This window comes from Klugiella xanthotipulae, from assembly GCF_006716695.1.
Classification (GTDB): domain Bacteria; phylum Actinomycetota; class Actinomycetes; order Actinomycetales; family Microbacteriaceae; genus Klugiella; species Klugiella xanthotipulae.
On the sequence record NZ_VFPN01000001.1, the window covers coordinates 912,460 to 932,213 of the forward strand.

Annotated in this window: 13 protein-coding genes; 8 read left to right on the forward strand and 5 right to left on the reverse strand. The window is 65.3% G+C overall.

The window, feature by feature from the left end; translation table 11 throughout:
- From FB466_RS04120 to FB466_RS04140, 5 genes are all read right to left on the reverse strand, one after another.
- Entirely contained in the window at positions 1-1,164 is a 1,164-nt protein-coding gene (locus FB466_RS04120; protein WP_141916083.1) for a type III polyketide synthase, read from the reverse strand.
- 108 nt (positions 1,165-1,272) lie between these two features.
- Positions 1,273-1,875, reverse strand: a complete 603-nt coding sequence (locus FB466_RS04125; RefSeq protein WP_141916084.1) for a DUF3060 domain-containing protein — start codon at positions 1,873-1,875, stop codon at positions 1,273-1,275.
- Between the two features lie 515 nt (positions 1,876-2,390).
- Positions 2,391-2,825: a DUF1801 domain-containing protein gene (locus FB466_RS04130; RefSeq protein ID WP_141916086.1), complete on the reverse strand. Its 435-nt coding sequence runs from the start codon at positions 2,823-2,825 to the stop codon at positions 2,391-2,393.
- Positions 2,826-3,044: 219 nt separating this feature from the next.
- The gene (locus FB466_RS04135) at positions 3,045-3,404 is read right to left on the reverse strand and encodes a GntR family transcriptional regulator (RefSeq protein WP_141916088.1); all 360 of its coding nucleotides are present in this window, start codon (positions 3,402-3,404) and stop codon (positions 3,045-3,047) included.
- On the reverse strand, positions 3,404-4,396 hold the full coding sequence (locus FB466_RS04140) for a hypothetical protein (RefSeq protein ID WP_141916090.1): 993 nt from the start codon (positions 4,394-4,396) through the stop codon (positions 3,404-3,406). The genes FB466_RS04135 and FB466_RS04140 overlap by 1 nt, the downstream gene beginning before the upstream one ends.
- A 172-nt stretch (positions 4,397-4,568) precedes the next feature.
- On the opposite strand from FB466_RS04140, the gene FB466_RS04145 reads away from it, so the two are divergent.
- The 8 genes from FB466_RS04145 (at position 4,569) to FB466_RS04185 (ending at position 19,683) form a co-directional block, all read left to right on the forward strand.
- Positions 4,569-5,108, forward strand: a complete 540-nt coding sequence (locus tag FB466_RS04145; RefSeq protein ID WP_141916091.1) for an RNA polymerase sigma factor — start codon at positions 4,569-4,571, stop codon at positions 5,106-5,108.
- Entirely contained in the window at positions 5,105-5,701 is a 597-nt protein-coding gene (locus FB466_RS04150) for a methylated-DNA--[protein]-cysteine S-methyltransferase (RefSeq protein ID WP_141916093.1), read from the forward strand. Before FB466_RS04145 ends, FB466_RS04150 begins: the two co-directional genes overlap by 4 nt.
- 880 nt (positions 5,702-6,581) lie before the next feature.
- Positions 6,582-9,185 carry a beta-ketoacyl synthase N-terminal-like domain-containing protein gene (locus tag FB466_RS04155; protein WP_141916094.1) on the forward strand — a complete coding sequence of 868 codons (2,604 nt, stop codon included), beginning with the start codon at positions 6,582-6,584 and terminating at the stop codon, positions 9,183-9,185.
- A gap of 158 nt (positions 9,186-9,343) precedes the next feature.
- The gene (locus tag FB466_RS04160) at positions 9,344-9,571 is read left to right on the forward strand and encodes a hypothetical protein (protein ID WP_141916096.1); all 228 of its coding nucleotides are present in this window, start codon (positions 9,344-9,346) and stop codon (positions 9,569-9,571) included.
- Between the two features lie 106 nt (positions 9,572-9,677).
- Complete coding sequence (locus FB466_RS04165) at positions 9,678-12,383, forward strand: helix-turn-helix transcriptional regulator (protein WP_141916097.1); 2,706 nt, start codon at positions 9,678-9,680, stop codon at positions 12,381-12,383.
- A 955-nt stretch (positions 12,384-13,338) separates the two neighbouring features.
- Entirely contained in the window at positions 13,339-16,518 is a 3,180-nt protein-coding gene (locus FB466_RS04175) for a non-ribosomal peptide synthetase (protein WP_170206019.1), read from the forward strand.
- The gene (locus tag FB466_RS04180; RefSeq protein ID WP_141916101.1) at positions 16,515-19,205 is read left to right on the forward strand and encodes a beta-ketoacyl synthase N-terminal-like domain-containing protein; all 2,691 of its coding nucleotides are present in this window, start codon (positions 16,515-16,517) and stop codon (positions 19,203-19,205) included. Before FB466_RS04175 ends, FB466_RS04180 begins: the two co-directional genes overlap by 4 nt.
- A complete protein-coding gene (locus FB466_RS04185; RefSeq protein ID WP_141916103.1) occupies positions 19,186-19,683 on the forward strand; it encodes an HXXEE domain-containing protein in 498 nt (165 codons plus the stop codon). The genes FB466_RS04180 and FB466_RS04185 overlap by 20 nt, the downstream gene beginning before the upstream one ends.
- The last annotated feature ends 71 nt before the right edge of the window (positions 19,684-19,754 follow it).

Genomic DNA, 19,754 nt, shown 5'->3' on the forward strand with positions numbered 1-19,754 from the left:
TTACACCCCCGCATCGCTCTGCTCGGCGTACCGCTTAGTGAACAGGCCCGTCTCCACCGTGAGACCGGGACCAAACGCCATAGCCATCACACGCTCGGGAGCGGCCGAGGTGGACCGAGCGGGACCCTCGGCGTCGAGGATTCGTTTGAGTACAAAGAAAATGGTGGCGCTCGACATATTGCCCACCTCGCGCAGTGTGTCCCGCGAGGGCACCATCTGCTCCGGGCTCAGACCGAGACGCGACTCCACCCTGTCGAGGATGCTACGGCCGCCGGGATGCACCGCCCAGTGCGCGATCCGGCCGGCCGGATCCTCACGGAGAGCGGGTTCATCGACGAGTACGGGGCCGATGGCTCCCGCGATGTAGGTGTCAATAATCTTGGGAACGGCCGCACTGAGAATCATCTCGAACCCTTCGTCACCGATCGTCCACGCCATGTCGCCCTCGCCGACGGGCGTGAGATCACTCGCGAGGCTGTCGAGGCTGAGGCTGTTGCCCGGGATATCGTCACGGGCCGAAATGAGGGCTGCGGCTGATCCATCGGCAAAAACCGAGGCCGCAACGATCTGATCGGGGTCGTTGGAGGAGCGCACGTGAATGGAGCACAATTCGGTGCTCACCACGAGCACCACGGCGTCCGGGTCCGCCCGAACAAACGAGCGGGCCGCGCGCAGGGCGGGGAAGGACGCGTAGCACCCCATGAAGCCAATGTTGTAGCGCAGAGTGTTGCTGGCGAGGCCGAGTTCACGCACGAGCTGGTAGTCGGGGCCGGGCGCATAAAATCCCGTACAGGATACGGTGATAACGTGGGTGATGTCGGCAGTCGATAGCCCCTCGGTCTCGGCAATCGCGCGGCGAGCAGCCGCCAACGTGAGCGGCTGCGCCTCACGAATGTACAACTCGTTGCGCGTGCGCGTCGAAGGGCTCAGCAGCAGGCCGGATCGATGATCGTAAAAAGTGGGATGCTCCGGCACCCTGCCCAGATGAAAATCCTCAATGACGCTGCGTCTCGTCTCAATCGCGGAGCCATCAAACGAGGCGCGCACCAGACGCTGAGCCAGACGGGTCAGATTCGGCTGGCTGGCAAAGACGTCCCTGGCCTCCGTCTGCACCAGGATATGATCGGGAACCGCAGTGGCAATGGTGTGCAGAAAGACGTCCATGCCTCAGACTAGGCGCACCCGCAGTCAGAACACCAGAGTTTTATATGGGGAACACACAGATCGGGTCTGGGTGAGATCGGCACTCCGGCCGCCCCACCCAGACACCACCTACTGAATCGTGTTGTTCTTACCCGAATCACTCACCGAGTCCGGCGTGGTAAGCGACATGATGCTGTTATCAGAGCCGCCCACCTCAATCTTTTTAACGCTGTCAATGAAGAGAGTGTTTTTGTCCCCCGTCACCGTGATCGAGGTCAGCGCACCGGCACTAAAGATGCTGCTGCCGCCGCTGATCACCACGTCCTTGACATCGTTCGTGAAGCCTGCGGAGTTCTCAGACCCGCCGATCTTAACCGTGTCGGCCAACTCGGCATCAACGGTGATGCCCGTGCCCGACAACGTAATGGTGCCGCAACTGCCCATGAGTGCGACAACCGCCTGGTCCTCTGTGAACGTGAGATTCTCGCCGGCATCACACACATACGGAGATTCGCGGGTAGACTTCTCGGGGCTTTCCGCCGTGGTGTCCGGGGTCTCCAGAGTGCCGCGCGGTGCCACCGTTGCATTCGAGCTGGGGGCCCCCGCACCCGAGGTGGGGGCGGCGGTGGGGGTCTCGCCTGACGCACACCCGGACAGCATCAGCGCTGCCGTGACACCACACACCACGAGGGACATTCGTCGGGCGCGCGTGACATTTTTCGAAAGTTGCATATTTGTTCTCCTTCGGCCGAGGTCTCACCGTAGCAGCGCACATCAGGCCCACAAAAACGAAGACGGGGCGGCGCAGAAAGAGCATCCCGAAAGTCACCCCCTCGCGCACCGGGCCACCACCCGAATCGTGGTCCTGTTCGTGCAAAACATCCCGCCACCACACTCGGTGGTGACGGGATGTCCAGGGGGCACATGCGGGGGCTAGTCGTGGGGTGCCGCCACACCTCCGGGGCGTGTCGCGGCGTGGGTCGAAGAGATGACAGAAACGGTACGTGCGGTACCGAGGATGCGCGTGATGCGTACTGTATCCATCCGAAAAATCCCTTGAAGTTGGCACAGCGGATACACCGAGTATGAACGGCGCTGACGCCGCCCCTCCCGAGCCCCCTCGAGAGGTATCTGAGTGTGTCGTTGATGCAGCTGTCCCTAAACAGCGTGCCTTCATCATGCCACACAAACACCTATTTCACACGTGAAACGAGTGAAAATCGCACCCACGGCCGTACATAGTACGGCTATTTTCGCTTCCGCGCGGCCGCCTTCTTCTTACTCTCGACGTTGATCGCTACGGCGTTCTCGCGGAAGTAGGCGTGCCGAGCTACGGCCTCCGACACGTATCCGGCGACGGCCGTCTCCTCGATTAGGTCCTCGGGGGCGAAATCCCAGTTGCACAGTTCTGCCGAGCCCTGACGCAACACCCCGAGCGGGTCGTCGAGGATCACCCCGTAGAGAAACCGCAGGACGACCACTTTGCTCGTGGCGTTAACAGCGCACACCCAGTGCCGCCAGTCGCCGTCGAGGGCGTACATCAGGATGCCGTACCGTACACTGACCTCCAGCCGCGACTCGGTCTCGCGCACGATGCGATCCAGCTGCCGAACGGCACCGACCGCATCGGGCCGCACCTGCGCCAGGTAGGCTTCGACTGTTGACTCGGGTGTGGTGCTCATGGTGGCGACCTCTTCCTCCGTATCTGCTACCGGATAGTACCCGCCCAGAACATCCCGAGTTAAACGAAACCCTTGCATAGACGCAGCCTGACCGGCACGTAGCTGCCCATAACAGGTGGGGGCGACGAGAGCGGGGCACTCCTGCGCCATCACCTCCGAAAGGGAACCGTCCGGGTGATCGGCGACTCCTCACGGAGGGAGTCGCTCACGCCGGAAAGTTTAGCGCGGTTGCAGCGCCGCTTCGACGAGGGCCAACGCGTCAGCCACGGGGATGCCCAGCTGGCGCATCCGGTCGGCGCACTCCGCCGCCACCCGCTGGGCCTGCTGCCGGGCAGGGTCGCCGTGGGCAGACACAAAGGTACCGTTGCGACCGCGCGTCTCAATAATCCCGTCGGCTTCCAGTTCGCGGTAAGCGCGCGCAACCGTGTTGGGCGCGACGCCCAGGTCGCTCGCGAGCTTGCGTACCGTGGGGAGGCGAGTCTCGGGGACCAGATCCCCCGCGGTGACGAGCGCGATGACCTGCACCCGAATCTGTTCGAAGGGCGGCACGGCCGAGCGCGGATCAACGGCGATGAGCACTAGCGAGCACCGCCCACCACGCCACCCACCGAGGCGGGCTCTGAGATCGCGGCGGTCCGCCCCCGCACACCGCCGGGTGCGTTACCCGCAAAGTCCTCCTCGCCCCAGAGCCGGAGACGGGAGTAGAGGGTGCCACTCGGTGAGTTCATGCTGGCAATGGCAATGAGCATCCCGAGAGCCAAGGCTAAACGGGAAATATCGGTCATCGTCATTCCCAGGACGAGGCTCTCCCCGGTGAGGAGCAGCAACACGCCGGGCACCGCATACGAGGCGACGATCAGCCCCACAACGACCTTGGTGAGGGCAAGACTACGAAACATATTGGAGCGAATGGCATCGTCCCAGGCCAACTCCAGGGTGGTGGTGGCTGGCTGGGGGCGACCCAGAATTCGACGCTCCCCCCAGGATGCCGCCCCCCAGATGAGGGTGGTGACGAGCGCCGCGCTGGGGATGTTGGTGTGCAGCAGATCGACCCACGAGGCGACCCCCGTGAGCACAAGCACCACCGCAACGAGGACGGCGAGCGCCGACAGCGCACACACCACGGTCACGGCCCAGCGGTGCACGGCAGGAACGTAGTCGGCGATGGTGACGGTCCGCAACCGGGCAACGCGCCGAACCTCCGGAACCCCAGGAAAGAGCGTGTAGCGCAGGGCGGTACTCGCCTGACCGAAAGCCATACCCGTCAGCGCGCACGGGATAAGCACCAGCCAGGGCAGCTCCGACCCTCCGGCACCGGGCCACACGAGAAGAACGCTGAGCGCAACGAGGGCGGCGAAGGCGAGACCGGCGAGACCGCTCCTCTCGCGGCGCAGGGTGTAGTGGGTGACGGCCTCGTGGATCGCGGGCGGACCGGGCGGGAGTGAGACGCTGTCGAAAAATTGCCGAGCGGAGCGTTCGCGCATCCAGGCCGTACGACTGGCGCGGGCGAGGGCGAGCCAGAGGGCAACGATGACACCGATACCGATCCAGAAAAGCTGCTGTTCGTTCATGGGGCTCCTGCGCACGCGGTGAAAGTCGATTCCGAAGATTGTACGAAACTCTGTGTCAATGTAGCAATACAAAAAGCGGAACGCAACTCGCACCGACCTCTCCCACCCAGTACCCTGAAAACCGAGCCCACCGATACCTCACACTCCACCGCGGCGCAGCGTCTACAGGGTAATGATGACAAAAATTCCGTTCGAGACAGTGGTCGCGCGCCACGGCACCGCCGTGTTGCGCGTCTGTCGGGCCGTTGTGGGCATCCATGACGCGGAGGATGCCTGGTCCGAAACATTCCTCGCCGCCCTGCGCGCCTATCCGCAGCTACCCGAGAACGCCAACCTGGAGGCGTGGCTCGTCACAATCGCACACCGTAAGGCCATCGACATCATCCGCGGGCGTCAACGGCAGGCCCACCCCGTCGCCGAGGTGCCCGAGCGGCCCAGCACCCTCGGTATCCCCGGGGCCACGGATGCCGACCTTCACCACGCCGTCACCCGCCTGCCCACCAAACAGCGTCAGGCCGTGGCCTACCACTATCTCGGCGGGCTGCCCTACTCGGAGGTGGCCGAAGTGATCGGGGGCAGTGCGGAGGCGGCCCGACGGGCTGGCTCCGACGGCATCGCCGCGCTACGCCGCCACCTCGCTGCGCCCGCAGAAAACCCGCGAATCACAACCGCCGCACCCGCCCACCCCGCTTCGAGAGGAGCGCGCCCATGACACAGCACATCCCCTCCGCCCTCACTGACCTCCCCGTCGGCCTGCTCGACCGGCTGCACACCCGCCTCGCCGCCGATGCCGCCAGCGCCGATCTGCTTGACGTGGCTTACCGCACTCTCGACTCCCCCGTGGGCCCGCTGCTGCTCGCCGCGACCCCGCGCGGTCTCCTCCGCGTAGCCTTCGATAGTGAGGACCACGACGCTGTACTGGCCGCTATCGCCGCGAAGGTGAGCCCGCGCATCCTCTTCGCCCCCGAACGTCTGGACGCTGCGGCCCGTGAGCTTGACGAGTACTTCGCCCGCACCCGCACCACATTTGATCTGCCGCTCGACCACGCGCTGTCGAAGGGATTCCGTCAGACCGTGCAGACGTACCTGCCGCTGATCCCCTACGGCCACACCGAAACCTACGCCCACGTGGCCGCGCGCGTGGGGAATCCGCGCGCGGTACGCGCCGTGGGCACGGCCTGTGCCACCAACCCCCTGCCGCTCGTGCTGCCCTGTCACCGCGTGGTGCGCTCCGATGGGTCGCCCGGTGGTTACGCCGGGGGACCCGAAGCCAAAACTGCCCTGATTGCCCTGGAGGCCGCATGAGCGTACACACCCGTACACCCTCCATGACCGTGCGCCGCCAGATCTACGTGCGACTCAAACCCGGTGCGCCCAGTGCACTGGGCTCCTGAGGTTTGCACGGTGACGTTTTGTGGATGGTCGGTGACGGAGTGTCTACACCGGAAAAATGGGCTACCGTGCCACCCCCTAAACTGTGGCACGGTAGTCCACGTCGTAAAAACTGTGGTGATGCCACGGGGGCGAGCGGGTGTGCAACCTAACCCGCCCCCGTGGGCACCGACAGAAGATGTTGTGTGAAGAACTCTCAACTGCCCTTCCAGAACCGGGGAAGGCCTGGGATAGCGGAGATGACACGCCATCGTGCGCTCACCGCTGTGTGTCACGATCGTGTAGCCCTGAGGGAGGAGGGTGCGGCGTATTTGGGTTGACGCACCCGTAACTACACGGTTCGGACAGTGTGTGAGTCAATCGTGGATTGACCCTGGTCTGGTGGTGGTGGCGCCTCCTTATTTTCGCCCTCACTAGTAACGAGTAAAAAGCGTCGAGAATATTACGCACTTTCCCAAAAAATATTTTTGAGGGCGCCTCGGGGCGGGGCTCTCTCTTTTTAAAGTGCCCGGTATTTTACAAATTCATTGGGTCAGGCGGGGTGAAATTTACCGCAAAAACCCGCAAAAAACCGCACAAAGCCGCCTGAAGGGCCCGAACGAATGGGTGCGCGGCCTAACCTATCGACACACCCTCGGATTAACTACCCGTGATCCGCTGGCACACCCCGCACACCACGCAGTGGCCCCGCCACCGCACTGCTCTTCAGTACGTTGAACGACCCACGCAACCAGCGCAGTCGCCGAACTCCTGATGCACAACAATCTCCCCCATCCGCACAAGGAGCACCGCAATGAATGACATCGCCATCATTGGTATGGCCGCCCGACTTCCGGGAGCATCCACACTCTCAGAGCTGTGGGAGCTTATTGTCTCGGGCAAAACCACGTTAGAGCCCGTCCCCCGTGAAGATTCAACCGGTAGCGGTTTTGTTGATGCGGTCATCGACAGCCCCGCTTTTGTGCCGATTCGCTCGGCCCTCGACGACCCCGCCGCATTCGACCACACCTACTTTGGCCTGTCAGAACGCGAGGCAACCATCCTTGACCCGCAGCAGAGGATCTTCGTCGAAACCGTCTGGTCTGCGCTCGAAGACAGCGCCCACGCGAGCACAGACCCGAAGGTTCGCGTGGGGGTATTCGGCTCCTGCGGGCCCAGCACCTACCTGATGGGGCCACTAGCCCAGGCCGACGAGTGGGCCGGGGTTGATGTCCAGGTCGATCTCCTCCTCACCAACGCGGTTGACTACGTGTGCAACCGGACGGCCTATCTACTGGGTTTCACCGGACCCAGCGTGATGGTGCGGGCAGCGGATGCCAGCTCGCTCCTGGCCGTCCACCTGGCCGCGGCCTCCCTGAACCGGGGCGAATGCGACATAGCTGTGGTCGCCGGAGCCTCCATTTTTATTCCCATGCTCGGCGGCTACATATACTACGGCGATACCACCATCAGCCCCACGGCTACCGTAACCCCCTTTGATGCCAAGATGGACGGTACCGCCCCCGGTAGCGGGGCAGCCGCCGTGGTGCTGCGCCGGGCGGAGGACTCCCGCGCTGATCGGGACCACGTCTATGCCTACATCGCCGGCACCGCCACCAACTCCGATGGTAACGACCGGGTGAGCTTCACCGCCCCCCACCCCCTGAGGCGAGCGGAAGCAATATCCGAAGCGCTCTCTCAGGCGGGAGTCTCCCCCGCCGAGGTCGGTTACGTTGAGACCACGGGTGTAGCGACCGCGCTCGGCGACCGAGCCGAAATTCACGCACTGCGTATCGCCCTGGAACGGAGTCCCAACGACCCGCCCCTCCCCATCGGGAGCATCCGGGCCACGATGGGCAACCTGGATACGGCAGCCGGTGTCGCCGCCCTGGTGAAATCCGCGCTCGTCCTGCATCACCAGGTGGTGCCCCCGCTCGCCGGGCTCACCCAGCCGCATCCCCTTCTTGGCCTGACGGAGGCGGCACTCCGGTTACCAACCCACGCAGAACCCGCCACCGAGGAGCTCGCCGCGGTGGGGGTCAACGCCTTCGGAACGGGCGGTACAAATGTGCACCTGGTGCTGCGCCGGGCTCGGCCGGAGCCCACCTGGCTTCCCGCCTCCAGCACAACGCTGCTTCCCCACCGGGTGATCGTCTCCTCCGCCACCGCGGAATCAACGCAAAAAACCGCGATGGCTATCGCCGATGCGCTCGACGCCGATCCGTCGTTGCGTCTGGCCGACGTCGCGTTCACCCTCTCCCACGGCCGGGCTCGCCTCGCTTTCGGCATCGTGGTCTCCGCCACTACAACGGCGCAATTGGCGACGCGGCTCCGCGAAGCTGAGGTGCTCCGGATGGCCGAGTGGGAGGCCTACACCGCCGACGAGGATGCCAACGGCCGTCCACGCTATGCAGAGACACAGCACCATGACCGCCGCGTATCACTGCCACCTACGGTCCTCAAACGCACCCGACACTGGATCCAACCCACGCCCTTGCCAGCGCCGATTCCGCTGCGCCCCGTCCCCCAGCAGGTGCGGCTGGGACCGAGCCCACGGAGCACATTTCCGCGCCGGGAAACGTCGGGAACGAACTCCCGGGACCTCATCCGGTTCACCGGTGAGAGCGGCCCTACTCTCTTTCTCGTCCACCCGGCAGGGGGAACCACCACGTCCTACGGTGACCTCGCGCAGCACCTCGATGGAACGTTCGCGCTCGTGGGCCTGTCATTTCCCGACCGGTTCACCGGCCTGAATCTCACCGTGCACGAATTGGCGACAGAGTACGTGGCGGCTATCCGCAGCCACCAACCCGAGGGGCCCTATCTACTGGGCGGCTATGATTTTGGCGGAAATCTGGCCACCGAGATCGCGCTGCAACTAGAAGCCGTGGGCGAGGAGGTCTCGGCCCTCCTCCTCCTCAGCGCCCAACCCCCGCACGTGTACACGGCCAACACCTGCGAGCAATCCGCCTACCTGGGGGCCTTCCGTCAGATGCTACGTTCCTTGGTCCCCAGCCTGCAATTTGACGAGGACGTGGACGCCTACCCAATCGGCGTCAACACCCCGGAGCGGATGCTGGAGCGCGTCGTCTCCCCCCAACTCAGCGACGAGGTACGCACCGAACTCTGCAACTTCTTCTACGTCTGGCGGGAGAACTACGCGTCGTTGCGCTGGTGGATACCCACCCGCCCGCTCGACTGTCCGATTCTGGTGTTTGAGCCGGAAGCGCCCGAGTCACCCGCTGTACTCGGCCGCCTCCATATCACGCCTGCCCCGCTGAGCGAGTGGGCCCGATATACGCACTCGGGGATGCGCCTTGTTCGGATTCCCGGCGAGCACCAGTCCCTCTTCCGCAGCGCTGCCTCGCTGCGGGCGATTGCCAAGTCGCTCACCGTCGAACTCAATCGGCTCGGCTAGCGGACCCCGCAGCCACCCACCAATTCCGCACAAAACCGCAGGAAACCCGCACGCACCTGGATACACGCTGCCGCCCTGGCCTAGTCTGGCTGCCGCGGCCATCCTGTCGAATAACTCCCCTTGTTTCTGGAGAACCGCCCGATGCGAAAGGACACCCCATGATCACCACATACGGCAGCTACGGGATGAACCGCGCACCGCATCTTTTGACCAGCACATCGACGGAGAACACCGGGTGCACTCTCGTCGCTTCGATGCTGCGGTCAACCTCTGACTCCACCCGGGAGTCCACCCGAGCCCAGGGGATGGCTCTCAAGTGCGGCCCGATTTTGCGTCCCGGTAATGTGGCCATTGCCCCCGCGCAAAATCGGGTCCGCAGGGTGTAATACGCTCTTCAGGACACCCCTCACGACAGTTCATAATCGCCATGCGGCCCTCCTCGAACGCGGTAGCATGTTTGTTATGTTTGCTAACCGCTGGAGCCAATAAACGTTGATACCCCCTGACTACGAAACCGCACTAAATGCCCTCAACGATCAGCAAGAGGGTCTTGTTCTGATCCGTGGCGAGCGCGGTATCGGGAAAACAACCGCTCTCCGTTACGTTGCGGAGCACTCAACACAGCCAACCATCTGGGTCACTATTAATCCCGAAGAAATGGCCCTGCCGCTGTCCGGCATCCTCTCAATAACGCACGCCAGTAACAACGACGAACTGCGCGCCTTCGGTGACCGCCTCTGGGACGAGCGCGACACCGTCTCGTATTTTGACGCCGCCCGCGAGTTGCGCAGCCTGCTGCACAAGTTCACGCCATATCCAGCCGTCCTGATCATCGACGATATCGACCTCATTGACCATCTCAGCGCCCAGATCCTGGGCGCTCTCTCTGGCCGGCTGGTGGGAACTCGCATCTCAATCGTGGCGAGCCTTTCTCCGGGAACAGAGCCGAGCCCTCTTTCTCATGTCTCCATGATCGATCTCCACCCGTTGGAGTATGCAAACATTGCTCGGATCATCGAGCCCCTGCTCTCACCCGACTTCACTGAGAGTACCCTCCCGGCCGTCACCATGGCATCCGAAGGAAACCCCGCCACCGCTCTTGAGTTACTGGCCCATAACTGGGCAAGAATGGCTCAGGGTCGCCAATTTGTCACGCTACCCCTCCGCTCAGGGCCGATCACCCGTGCACGAATCACTCAGCAATTGGCGCGGCTGAGCCCCCTCGCCCTTGAGGTACTGAACTACCTCTCCACCGCCCGCACCGTCGCCATCGGCGAGCTCCTCCAGGTACTGCCCGACACCGAGGCCGCGATTGACGCCCTCACCGCCACCGCACTCGTATTGCGCCTGGGCGATGACCTCTCCCTCACCGGCTACGCCGCGCGGAGCGTTGTCTACTGGTCAATTCCTTCGGAAACCCGGGTAGAGATGCACGCTGCCCTTGCCGCTGCCTCCACCCCCGGCTCGGCCATGTTCGTGTGGCACAGCAGCTTTGGTCGCTCCTCACCCACCAGCAGCCTCGACCTCCTTGACAGCGCCATCACGTTGATCGATGCCCCCCTGGCGCGATTCCCGTACGACCTGATTGAGCGCGCCGTCATGCTGGGCCTGCCCGACCCTGAAGCAGCATCCCGACTCCTCGTCATCAGCTACGCCCTCGTCCGGCGGGGACAATTTTCTCTTGCTCACCATTACCTCTCCCTCACCGCCACAATGACAATGTCCGCCCAGGAGCGAATGCGTAGCATGAACCTGAAGGTGCAGTCGGAGCATCTCACTCGACAGGTCCTTCACGACACTGCGGCCCTCGAAGTGCTCGCCCAATACGGTCACGAAGATCCAGACGAAGCGGCCGCCCTACGCGCCTACCTGGTGCTCTACCGCACAACGCGGTGGGAACTCCGAGAGGCCCACGAACTGGCCGTTGAGTTGAGAGAGGCCCTCGCCCGTGGGTTTAAGGAGCCCACCGGAATCGTCCTCGCCGTGCTGGCCCACCTCGACGTTTTTAATAGCGACCCGGAGAGAGTCACCACCCCGGAACCCGCCCGCGACCCGGTGACCGGGAGCACTGCGGGCAGTACAGCAACGTTTAGTGCCGGCACCGAACGAGAGCGCGAGACTCTCATGCTCCGGGGCAGATACCTTACCTATAACGAACAATACGCTGAGGCGCGTGATATTTTTGAGCGGCTGATTGCCTTCCCCGACCCGCTGTGGGCGGGAGCTGCACGCATCCTGATCGCCGAGAACGAACGCCAGTCGGGCAACTACTTTGGCATGTTCGAGATGGTCAAACTCATGATGACCAGCAACCTCACCCCTGCCCTGTACCGGCCCACCCGCACCCTGCTTGAGGCTGAATACTGGCGCGAGCAGGGTGATCAGAAAAAATCCGTCCAACTCCGCGAGGAGCTCTTCACCCGACACCTGGGCCGACAAAACCCCTCCCTGTCGATTCGCCACTCCGCCTACCGGGGGGCCCGCTACCTCCACCGGGGGGCGCTCGACGTGGCCCTCCAACTCCTCACCCCGGCCTATGCCGCCAGTCGCGAGGTAGGGTCACCACCCCTCACCCGGCTCGACGCGGATATGGTCGAGGTGCTGGTGCGCGTTGGCGACCTGAGCGAGGCGCAACGGGTCACCGAGGAACTCGCCCGGCACATGGAACGCTCCACCTCACGCTGGGGCGAGCTGGCCCTCCTGCGCTGCCGGGCGCTCGTAGCCGAGGGCCCGGAGTCCATCACCCTCTTCGATCAGTTGCTCGCCGAGATCACCCCCTCCGATAACCCCTACGAGCATGCCCGCACGCTCACGGCGTTTGCCGCGCGGGTGGAGTCCCTGGGCAATTCGCGCCGGGCGCGGCGTCTCAACCTCACCGCATCCGCCCTGTACCGCGACCTGGGCCTCCCCGCCTGGGCCGACATCCTCGATGCCGCTTCGCCCCCCACCCCGACCCGGCACCCGGCCACCCCCGAGGTGGAGCTCACCCCCGAGGAGACCCGTATCGCCGATATGGTGGTGCGCGGGATGCGCAACTACGAGATCGCCACCGAGTGCCGAATGTCGAGTCGTTCGGTTGAGGCCCGACTCACCGTGCTCTACCGCAAGCTGGGTATCCGCTCTCGGGGCGAGGTCTCGGCAGCACTCCGACGGCTGCAGACTCCCCCCGCAGGAACCCCGCAAAAAACCGCAGATTAACCGCAGAGCGGGTTCTCGCGGCTTCATTCGTTCTACTCTTGCGTTGTTGCCCCACGTGTGAAATCCCGTTCAACGTGGCGGCATCCCCCCACACACCGGGGGTGGCCCCGCATCCGTTGACGTTGCCCGCATCGCCGCGAGCACGAATCCCCCGAAAGGAGCAGCATGGAGAGCACCCACACATTCCGGTCACCTCCGCCCGCTCATTGGGGACACCGGGTTCTGGGCTCCACACGCGTCGGCCCTGGTGACAGGCATTGCCACCACCGAGGAGCGGCCATCGGCCGCGCAGGCACCGGTTACGGTTCATCCCGTCGTCCCGCCGGATGCCGAGAACTCGCCACAGCTGGGAAACCCTTCTTCCCGGCGTCGCTTGAAGTCGCCTGCATCGCTGGATCGCCCTAACACCATCCCGCACGCAGCCTCGTTGAGTCCCCCGTGCCATCGGGGCCGACACTCCTCTATGATCCCCAGAGAAATTACAGGAGAGACAACAGTACCCGACCACTATAAAATTGCCCGATGAGCCCCCGCCCTCCTCTCCTGTGGGCTCATCGCGGCCCTGCTCACCGTTGTTCCCGGCCTCGACACGGCCCTGGTGCTCCGGTCGGCCATTACTGATGGGGCACGCTGTGGGGGCAACAGCGCTGCTGGCCACCTCCAAACTGGCGTACCGAATCCTCGCCGGAGCCGAGTATATGGTCTGCCTGGGCCGGGCTGATCATCGCCGCCACCACGCTGGCCGCGCGCTGGCTGACGCGCCCCGCCGCGCTCCGGATCACCGACCGGGTGACGGGTGTTATCCTGGTCGATTTTGGCGTTAAACTGACGCTACAACCATAATAAATCCTGATCAGAGTACAAAAATTACAAAAGTACGAAAAGTCCGCAACCACCCCGCAACCACCCCGCACTTCTCGGTCCGGGAGGCATAACGGACCCTAACATGGCTGGCATGTTCACCCCCGAGATACGATACCCAGCAACTTTTTCGCAAAAAGCCATGTTCGTGCAGCATCACACGCATCCCCAGGATGTGTCGTTTGATTTAGCCGCGGCCTACCGCCTGCCCGCCACCACGGATGTCGAGAAACTCTTCCGCGCCACCAGCGCGCTCTTCCCCGCCATGCCCGGAATCAACACGCACTTCTTCCGCCGGGAAACCGAGGTGGAGGCCGTGATCCAACCCGGCTCCGTCAGTGTGGCGTGGGCCTCCGTCGATCCGGCCTGCCCCGCCGACGAGGAAGACGCCTGGGTTGCCCTCGCGACCGGCCACCTGATCGAATCGGGTCCCATCCGACCCGAGACCGGGCCACCCCTGATCGCACGCCTCTACCGCGGGCGCTCGGCGAACTACCTCGTCATCGTGTGTAGCCACCTCGTGGTGGACGCCTACGCCTTCTACCGCGGCATGGACATCCTCGCGAGCCTGTACAACGCGCCCGAGGCCGAGTGGGCCGACCTCATCGCGGGCGGGGCCGAGCATCCCGGCTCGGTGCCGGCGGCCCCGGTCATCCAGAAGCGTGTTGACGACTACCTCGATCTGCTCTCCACGGCCGATCTGCTCACCAACCCCGGGCTCGCCGCCCGGCCCACGCTCGACGGAATCCGCGGCCGACACCACATACACACGGTCGAGGGGGCCGCCTCGACGGTATTCCGCTCCTCGGCGGCCGCAACCGAGTTTGGGGCCGTCGCCGTCACCTACGCAATCTATGCGGCCACCCTGCACCGCCTGTGCCCCACCGACACCGTCGTGATCGGGATGCCCGTGGCCAACCGGGCTGGATACCGCGCGAAACAGGCCATCGGCTACTTCGTCAACACGCTCCCCCTCCCACTCACCATCACGGCGGAGACAACCTGGTGGGAGCTGTGCGCCCAGGTGAGCCGCGGCATCCGGCTGGTGCAGACCTGCCAGGGGCTCGACCTGGCCGCCCACACCCGCGACAGCGACCGGCTTGACCGGGCCTACCGGGCCGCCGACAACGCGGTCACCTTCTACCAGCAGGCACTCGCGCCCACCCTCGACGGGGTTGAACTGATCTCGCTGCCGCTCGAACGCACGGCACTCTCGTACCCCCTCGCGCTCGCCATTGCCGACAACGGCGAGCGCTACGTGGTTGACCTCGCCATCGCCGACTCGATCAACGGCTCCGAGTTGGCCGCGTTCTTCGCCACCTCCTGGGATACCGCGGTCGCCAACCCGCACACCCCCGTCGTGACCGGCTCGGTGTGGGCCGCCGCCGAGACCGCCGCACCGCCCACCACCCACGCCGACGACCACACGGTCGTGCACCGGATCCTCGCCGCGGCCGCGGCGAACCCCGAGGCAATCGCGCTGCGCGACTCGGGCAACACCGGAACAGAACCCACCGAAGTGGGCGGAGATATCGGGGTGCTCAGCTACGGCGAACTCGCGGAGCGGATGCGCGCAATCGCGAACCTCCTCCACCGGGACGGGGCGAGTCGTTACGTCCTGCTCACGATGCCCGCGGGCATTCCGGCCGTGGTCACGATGCTCGCTGTGATGGCCTCCGGTCGCGCCTATGTGCCCATCGACCCGGCCGCACCGGCACACCGGGCGGACCTCATCCGCCGACGGGTGCGCGAAGAACTGGGCACCATGCCCACCGAATACACCGCAACCGACAGTGACCGTCTCTGGGCCGCACCGACCGCTACCGATACGGCCGGGGTGATCGAGGCGCGAGGGGATCGTCCCGCCTACGTGATTTTCACCTCCGGGTCCACCGGGGAGCCGAAGGGTGTCGTGGTGCCCGGCGGCAACGTGGCCGATCTGCTTGACAGCACCGGTGAGCGTCTGGGCCTCGGCCCAGCCGACACCTGGTGCCTGTTTCACTCGACCGCGTTCGACTTCAGCGTCTGGGAAATGTTCGGCTGCCTCGCCACGGGCGGCACCCTCGTGATCCCCCGCGGCGAAGAGGTGAGCAACCCCCAGGCGTTCGCCACCTTCCTGCAGCGCGAGCGGGTGACGGTACTCAATCAGACGCCCTCCGCCCTCCGCCGCCTCGTCGCCGTCTCGGGTCTCCTGCCGGCCAACGCGATGGAGAGCGTGCGCCTGATCGTGTGTGGCGGCGAGGCTCTCTACCCCGCCGACCTGCAACCCTGGGTACAGCACCACGGCGACACGGCCCGGGTGGCCAACATGTACGGCATCACCGAGACAACCGTGCACGTGACCCTGCACGACCTCACGGCAGCCGATATCGCAACCGAAACGCGCAGCCCCATCGGTCGCCCGCTCGACCACCTAGCCGACGTGGTGATCGACCCCTACGGGCGCCCCGTCTGGGACGGTCACCCCGGCGAACTGCTGGTGACCGGCAGTGCACTCGCCACCGGATACCTGGGCCGCGATGACCTCACCGCCGAACGATTCCGCACGATCATCGACGGCGGGATACCCACCCGGGCCTACCGAACGGGAGACTCGGTTGTGTGCGGCACGACCGCGGGCGATGAGGGCGGCGCGCTCACCTACGTGGGGCGCATCGACAATCAGGTGCAGTTGCGCGGCTACCGGATCGAACTGGGCGAGATCGAGTCCGCCCTGGTCACCGCGGCCGGATGCCGCGGTGTGGTCGTCCGGCTGTGCGAACCCGCCGGTGCGGAACCGTTCCTCGCCGCGTGGGTCACGCTCGACCAGCCACTGACCGAGCGCGAGGTGCGTGGCCGTCTGGACGGGCACCTGCCGCCGTACATGATTCCGGCCGCGATCACGGTGCTGCCGAGCATCCCGCTGACCCACAATGGGAAACCAGACATCGAACGCCTACCGGACCCCGGAGCGCGGGTGGGCGGAGCAGAAACTGCCACCGCACCCACCGCAGTCGAAGGGGCCTCGCTGCCCCTGGCCGACCGGATCGCCCACATCTGGTCGGAGGTGATCGGCACCGGACCCGTCGGCGTGCACGACCGCTTCATGGATGTGGGTGGCACCTCAATGCACGTCATGCACGTCTACGACCGCCTCCGCACCGAGCTCGACCTCGACGACCTCAACCTCGTTGACCTGTTTGAGTTTGCCACCGCGAACGATCTCGCCACCCATCTGCTGAGCCGTTCCGACATCTACCCCATCAACGTCAACCGAGAGAGGACCCCCCGATGAACACCACCTCGACCCTCACCCCCACCGCCCCGAGCACCCGGACCACACCCGCAACCCCCACACCCCCGGTCGCCATCATCGGGATGGCCTGCCGCCTGCCCGGAGCCTCCACCCTCGACGACTTCTGGTCGCTGATCGAGTCGGGGCGCACCACGTTTGAGCCGGTGCCCCGTGACGACTCACTCCGCTACGGATTCAGCGACACCCAACTGGCCGACCCTGCGTTTGTTCCCGTGCGCTCGACACTCGACGGCTACGACGCCTTCGACAACACGTTCTTTGGCATCTCCAGCCGCGACGCGGCCCTCATGGACCCACAGCAGCGGGTGTTCTTGGAGACGGTCTGGTCGGCCCTCAACGATGCCGGGGTGGATTACTCGGCCGACAACATCCGCGTGGGACTATTCGGCTCCACCAGCACCAGCACCTACCTGAGCGGCCCGATCACCGAAGCGGGGATGTGGGATGCCAACGACCTCAATTTCAGCGCCATGCTCGCCAACGACAAAGACTTCCTGTGCACCAGAACCAGCTACACACTGGGCCTCACGGGGCCGTCGGTCGTGGTGCAATCGGCGTGTTCCAGCTCGCTGCTAGCCGTACACCTGGCGGCGACCGCCCTGCGACGGGGCGAGTGCGACTACGCGGTCGTGGGCGGGGTGTCGATCTCGCTGCCGCACCTGGGTGGGTACCTGGCCCGCGCGGGGAGTATCTTCAGCCCCACGGGGACGTGCCAGCCGTTCGACACCAGCGCCAACGGCACCGTGAAGGCGCACGGTGCCGGCGCGGTGGTGCTGTGCGCCGACACGGTTGCCGCGGCGACCGGTGCCCAAATTTACGCGCAGGTGGCCGGTTCCGCAACCAACAACGATGGCCGAGACAAGGTCGGTTTTCCCGCACCCAGCGTGTCGGGCCAGGCGGCGGCTATCGCGGAGGCCGTCCGCTCCTCGGGAGTCCCCGTTTCCGACCTGGGCTATATCGAGACCCACGGCACGGGGACGGCCCTGGGCGATCCAATCGAGATCAGGGCGCTCACGCGTGCACTGGGTCGCCAACCGAGTGACTCCCCCATCGCCCTTGGCAGCCTGAAGGCCTCCATGGGGCACCTCGACGCTGCAGCGGGGGTCTCCGCCCTGATAAAAACCGCTCTCGTGCTCCACCACGGTGTCATCCCGCCACTCGCCGGGTTTACCACCCCCCACCCGCGGATGGGCTTGGCAGCGGCCGCGTTTGAGGCCTGCGCCCAGCCCACGGTGGTCCCGGGTGGTGTCGCGGCGGCCGGGGTGAGCTCGTTCGGGATGGGCGGCACCAATGTGCACGTGGTCTTGCGACGGGCCGAGGAGCCATCCGAGGCCACGGCAGCGGCCAGCACCGACCCAGACGACTCCCCCCACCACGAACTACGGCGTGATCGGCACTGGGTGTCGGCGTTTGGCAGCGAGACGGGGAGCACAGCGGCAGGCGCAGCGGCAACGGGTACCGCCGCACCCACTCCCACGGTACTCGAAGCGGACGCCGAGGCACCCACAGGCGCACGAAACGATGCCCGGGGTACGACAACGCCCACTCGCCCCGACGAGGTCCTCACGGGCATCCTGACGCTCGTATCTCGGATGCTCGCGATGCCCGAGCTCAGCCCCGATGATGACCTCTTCGATGCGGGGGCCGACTCCCTCACCGCAATCGACCTCCTGGCCGAGCTTGCCGACCGTTTCACGGTGGACCTCGCATACGGAGACCTCGAGCGCGCCCGCACCGTTCGCGCCATCGCCCAGACCGTCTCCGAACGGCAGGCAGGCGGCACGACCGGGGGCACCGCACCGGATACCATCACGACCCGCACCCCGAGCGGCGGCTCGCAGCACCCCACGGAGAGCGCTCGCAACCTCATTCCGATCCTCCGCCGCGGCCCGCGCACGCTTTTCCTTGCCCACCCGGCCGGCGGGACAACCACCTGCTACGCCGATCTGGCCCGCCACCTGGCCGGAAACCTCTCCATCGTAGGCCTGTCCTTCCCCGACGAGTATCGCCACCGGGACTTGACGATGCGCCAGCTCGCGGCCCGCTACATCGCCGCGATCCGTGAGCAGCAGCCCGAAGGGCCCTATCTCATCGGCGGCTACTCGTTTGGTGGCAACCTGGCCGCGGAGATGGCCCTCCAACTCGACGAGGCGGGCGAAACCGTCGAGCAGCTGGTGCTGATTGATGCCCACCCCGCACACGCCTACACCGCGGGCGATTGTGGCGAGGCGGCCTACGTTGCGGCGTTCCCGTCGCTGCTCGAATCGCTCGTGCCCGGCATCCGCTTCGACCCGGCCGCAGACCCTGCCCGCAGCCACGGAGATGTGCTCGAAAGCGTGCTCTCGCCCGAGTGGTCGGCGGGGATGCGACGCGAGCTCTCCGCGTTTTTTGACATCTGGCAGAACAACCACGGCGTACTCAAGCGCTGGACCCCCGACCGGATGCTCGACTGCCCCGTCCTCATCCTGGAGGCCACCCAGCCGGAGCCGCCGGAGGTATTGGCGCGGCTCAACATCGCGCCCACCTCGGTGCACGAGTGGGACCGGTATGTGCGCGGTGCCATCCGTTATGCTCGGGTACCGGGAGACCACTACTCCATTTTCCGTGACGACGACTCGCTTCGCATTTTAGGAAAGGCTCTCGACGATGAATTCTCGTCTCTCTAACACCGCGGTCATTGCGGCCTTCACGCTGCACAACGCCGAAGAGATTGCCTTCCTGAACCGCGCCGAGCTACCGGCCGAACTCGTCGAACGGTTCGGCCTGATCGCCAAGGTCTACCGACAAGACCGGATGGCGCTGGCCACAGGCATCCTCACCGCCTTCGTCACAGTGATGACGGATGCGCGACTCGCCCGCAGCGGACGGGCGGGCCGCTTTGTCGCCACGGCCGCCACGGGTGCCCTCGCCGGAAACGCCGTCAACCACATCATGCGGGCTGTCCTCCAGCGCAGCTACAACCCCGGGGTTGTGACGGCACCGGTTCTGCTGTGGGCCGCGGGCCGCCAACTGTTACGGCGCGTCCCCCACCAGGGTCGGCGCGATGTCGCGGTGGCAACCGCGGTGGGGAACGTGGCCTCGGTCCCGGCAATAGTGCTGAGCCTGTGGGCGGCATACTCGCTCACCCGGCAGTCCGGGAGGTAATCTGACGGGTGTGGGGCGGGCGATGGCTTAGCAGAGTGTCACACAAAGTATCTTTGTGGACCACAACACGC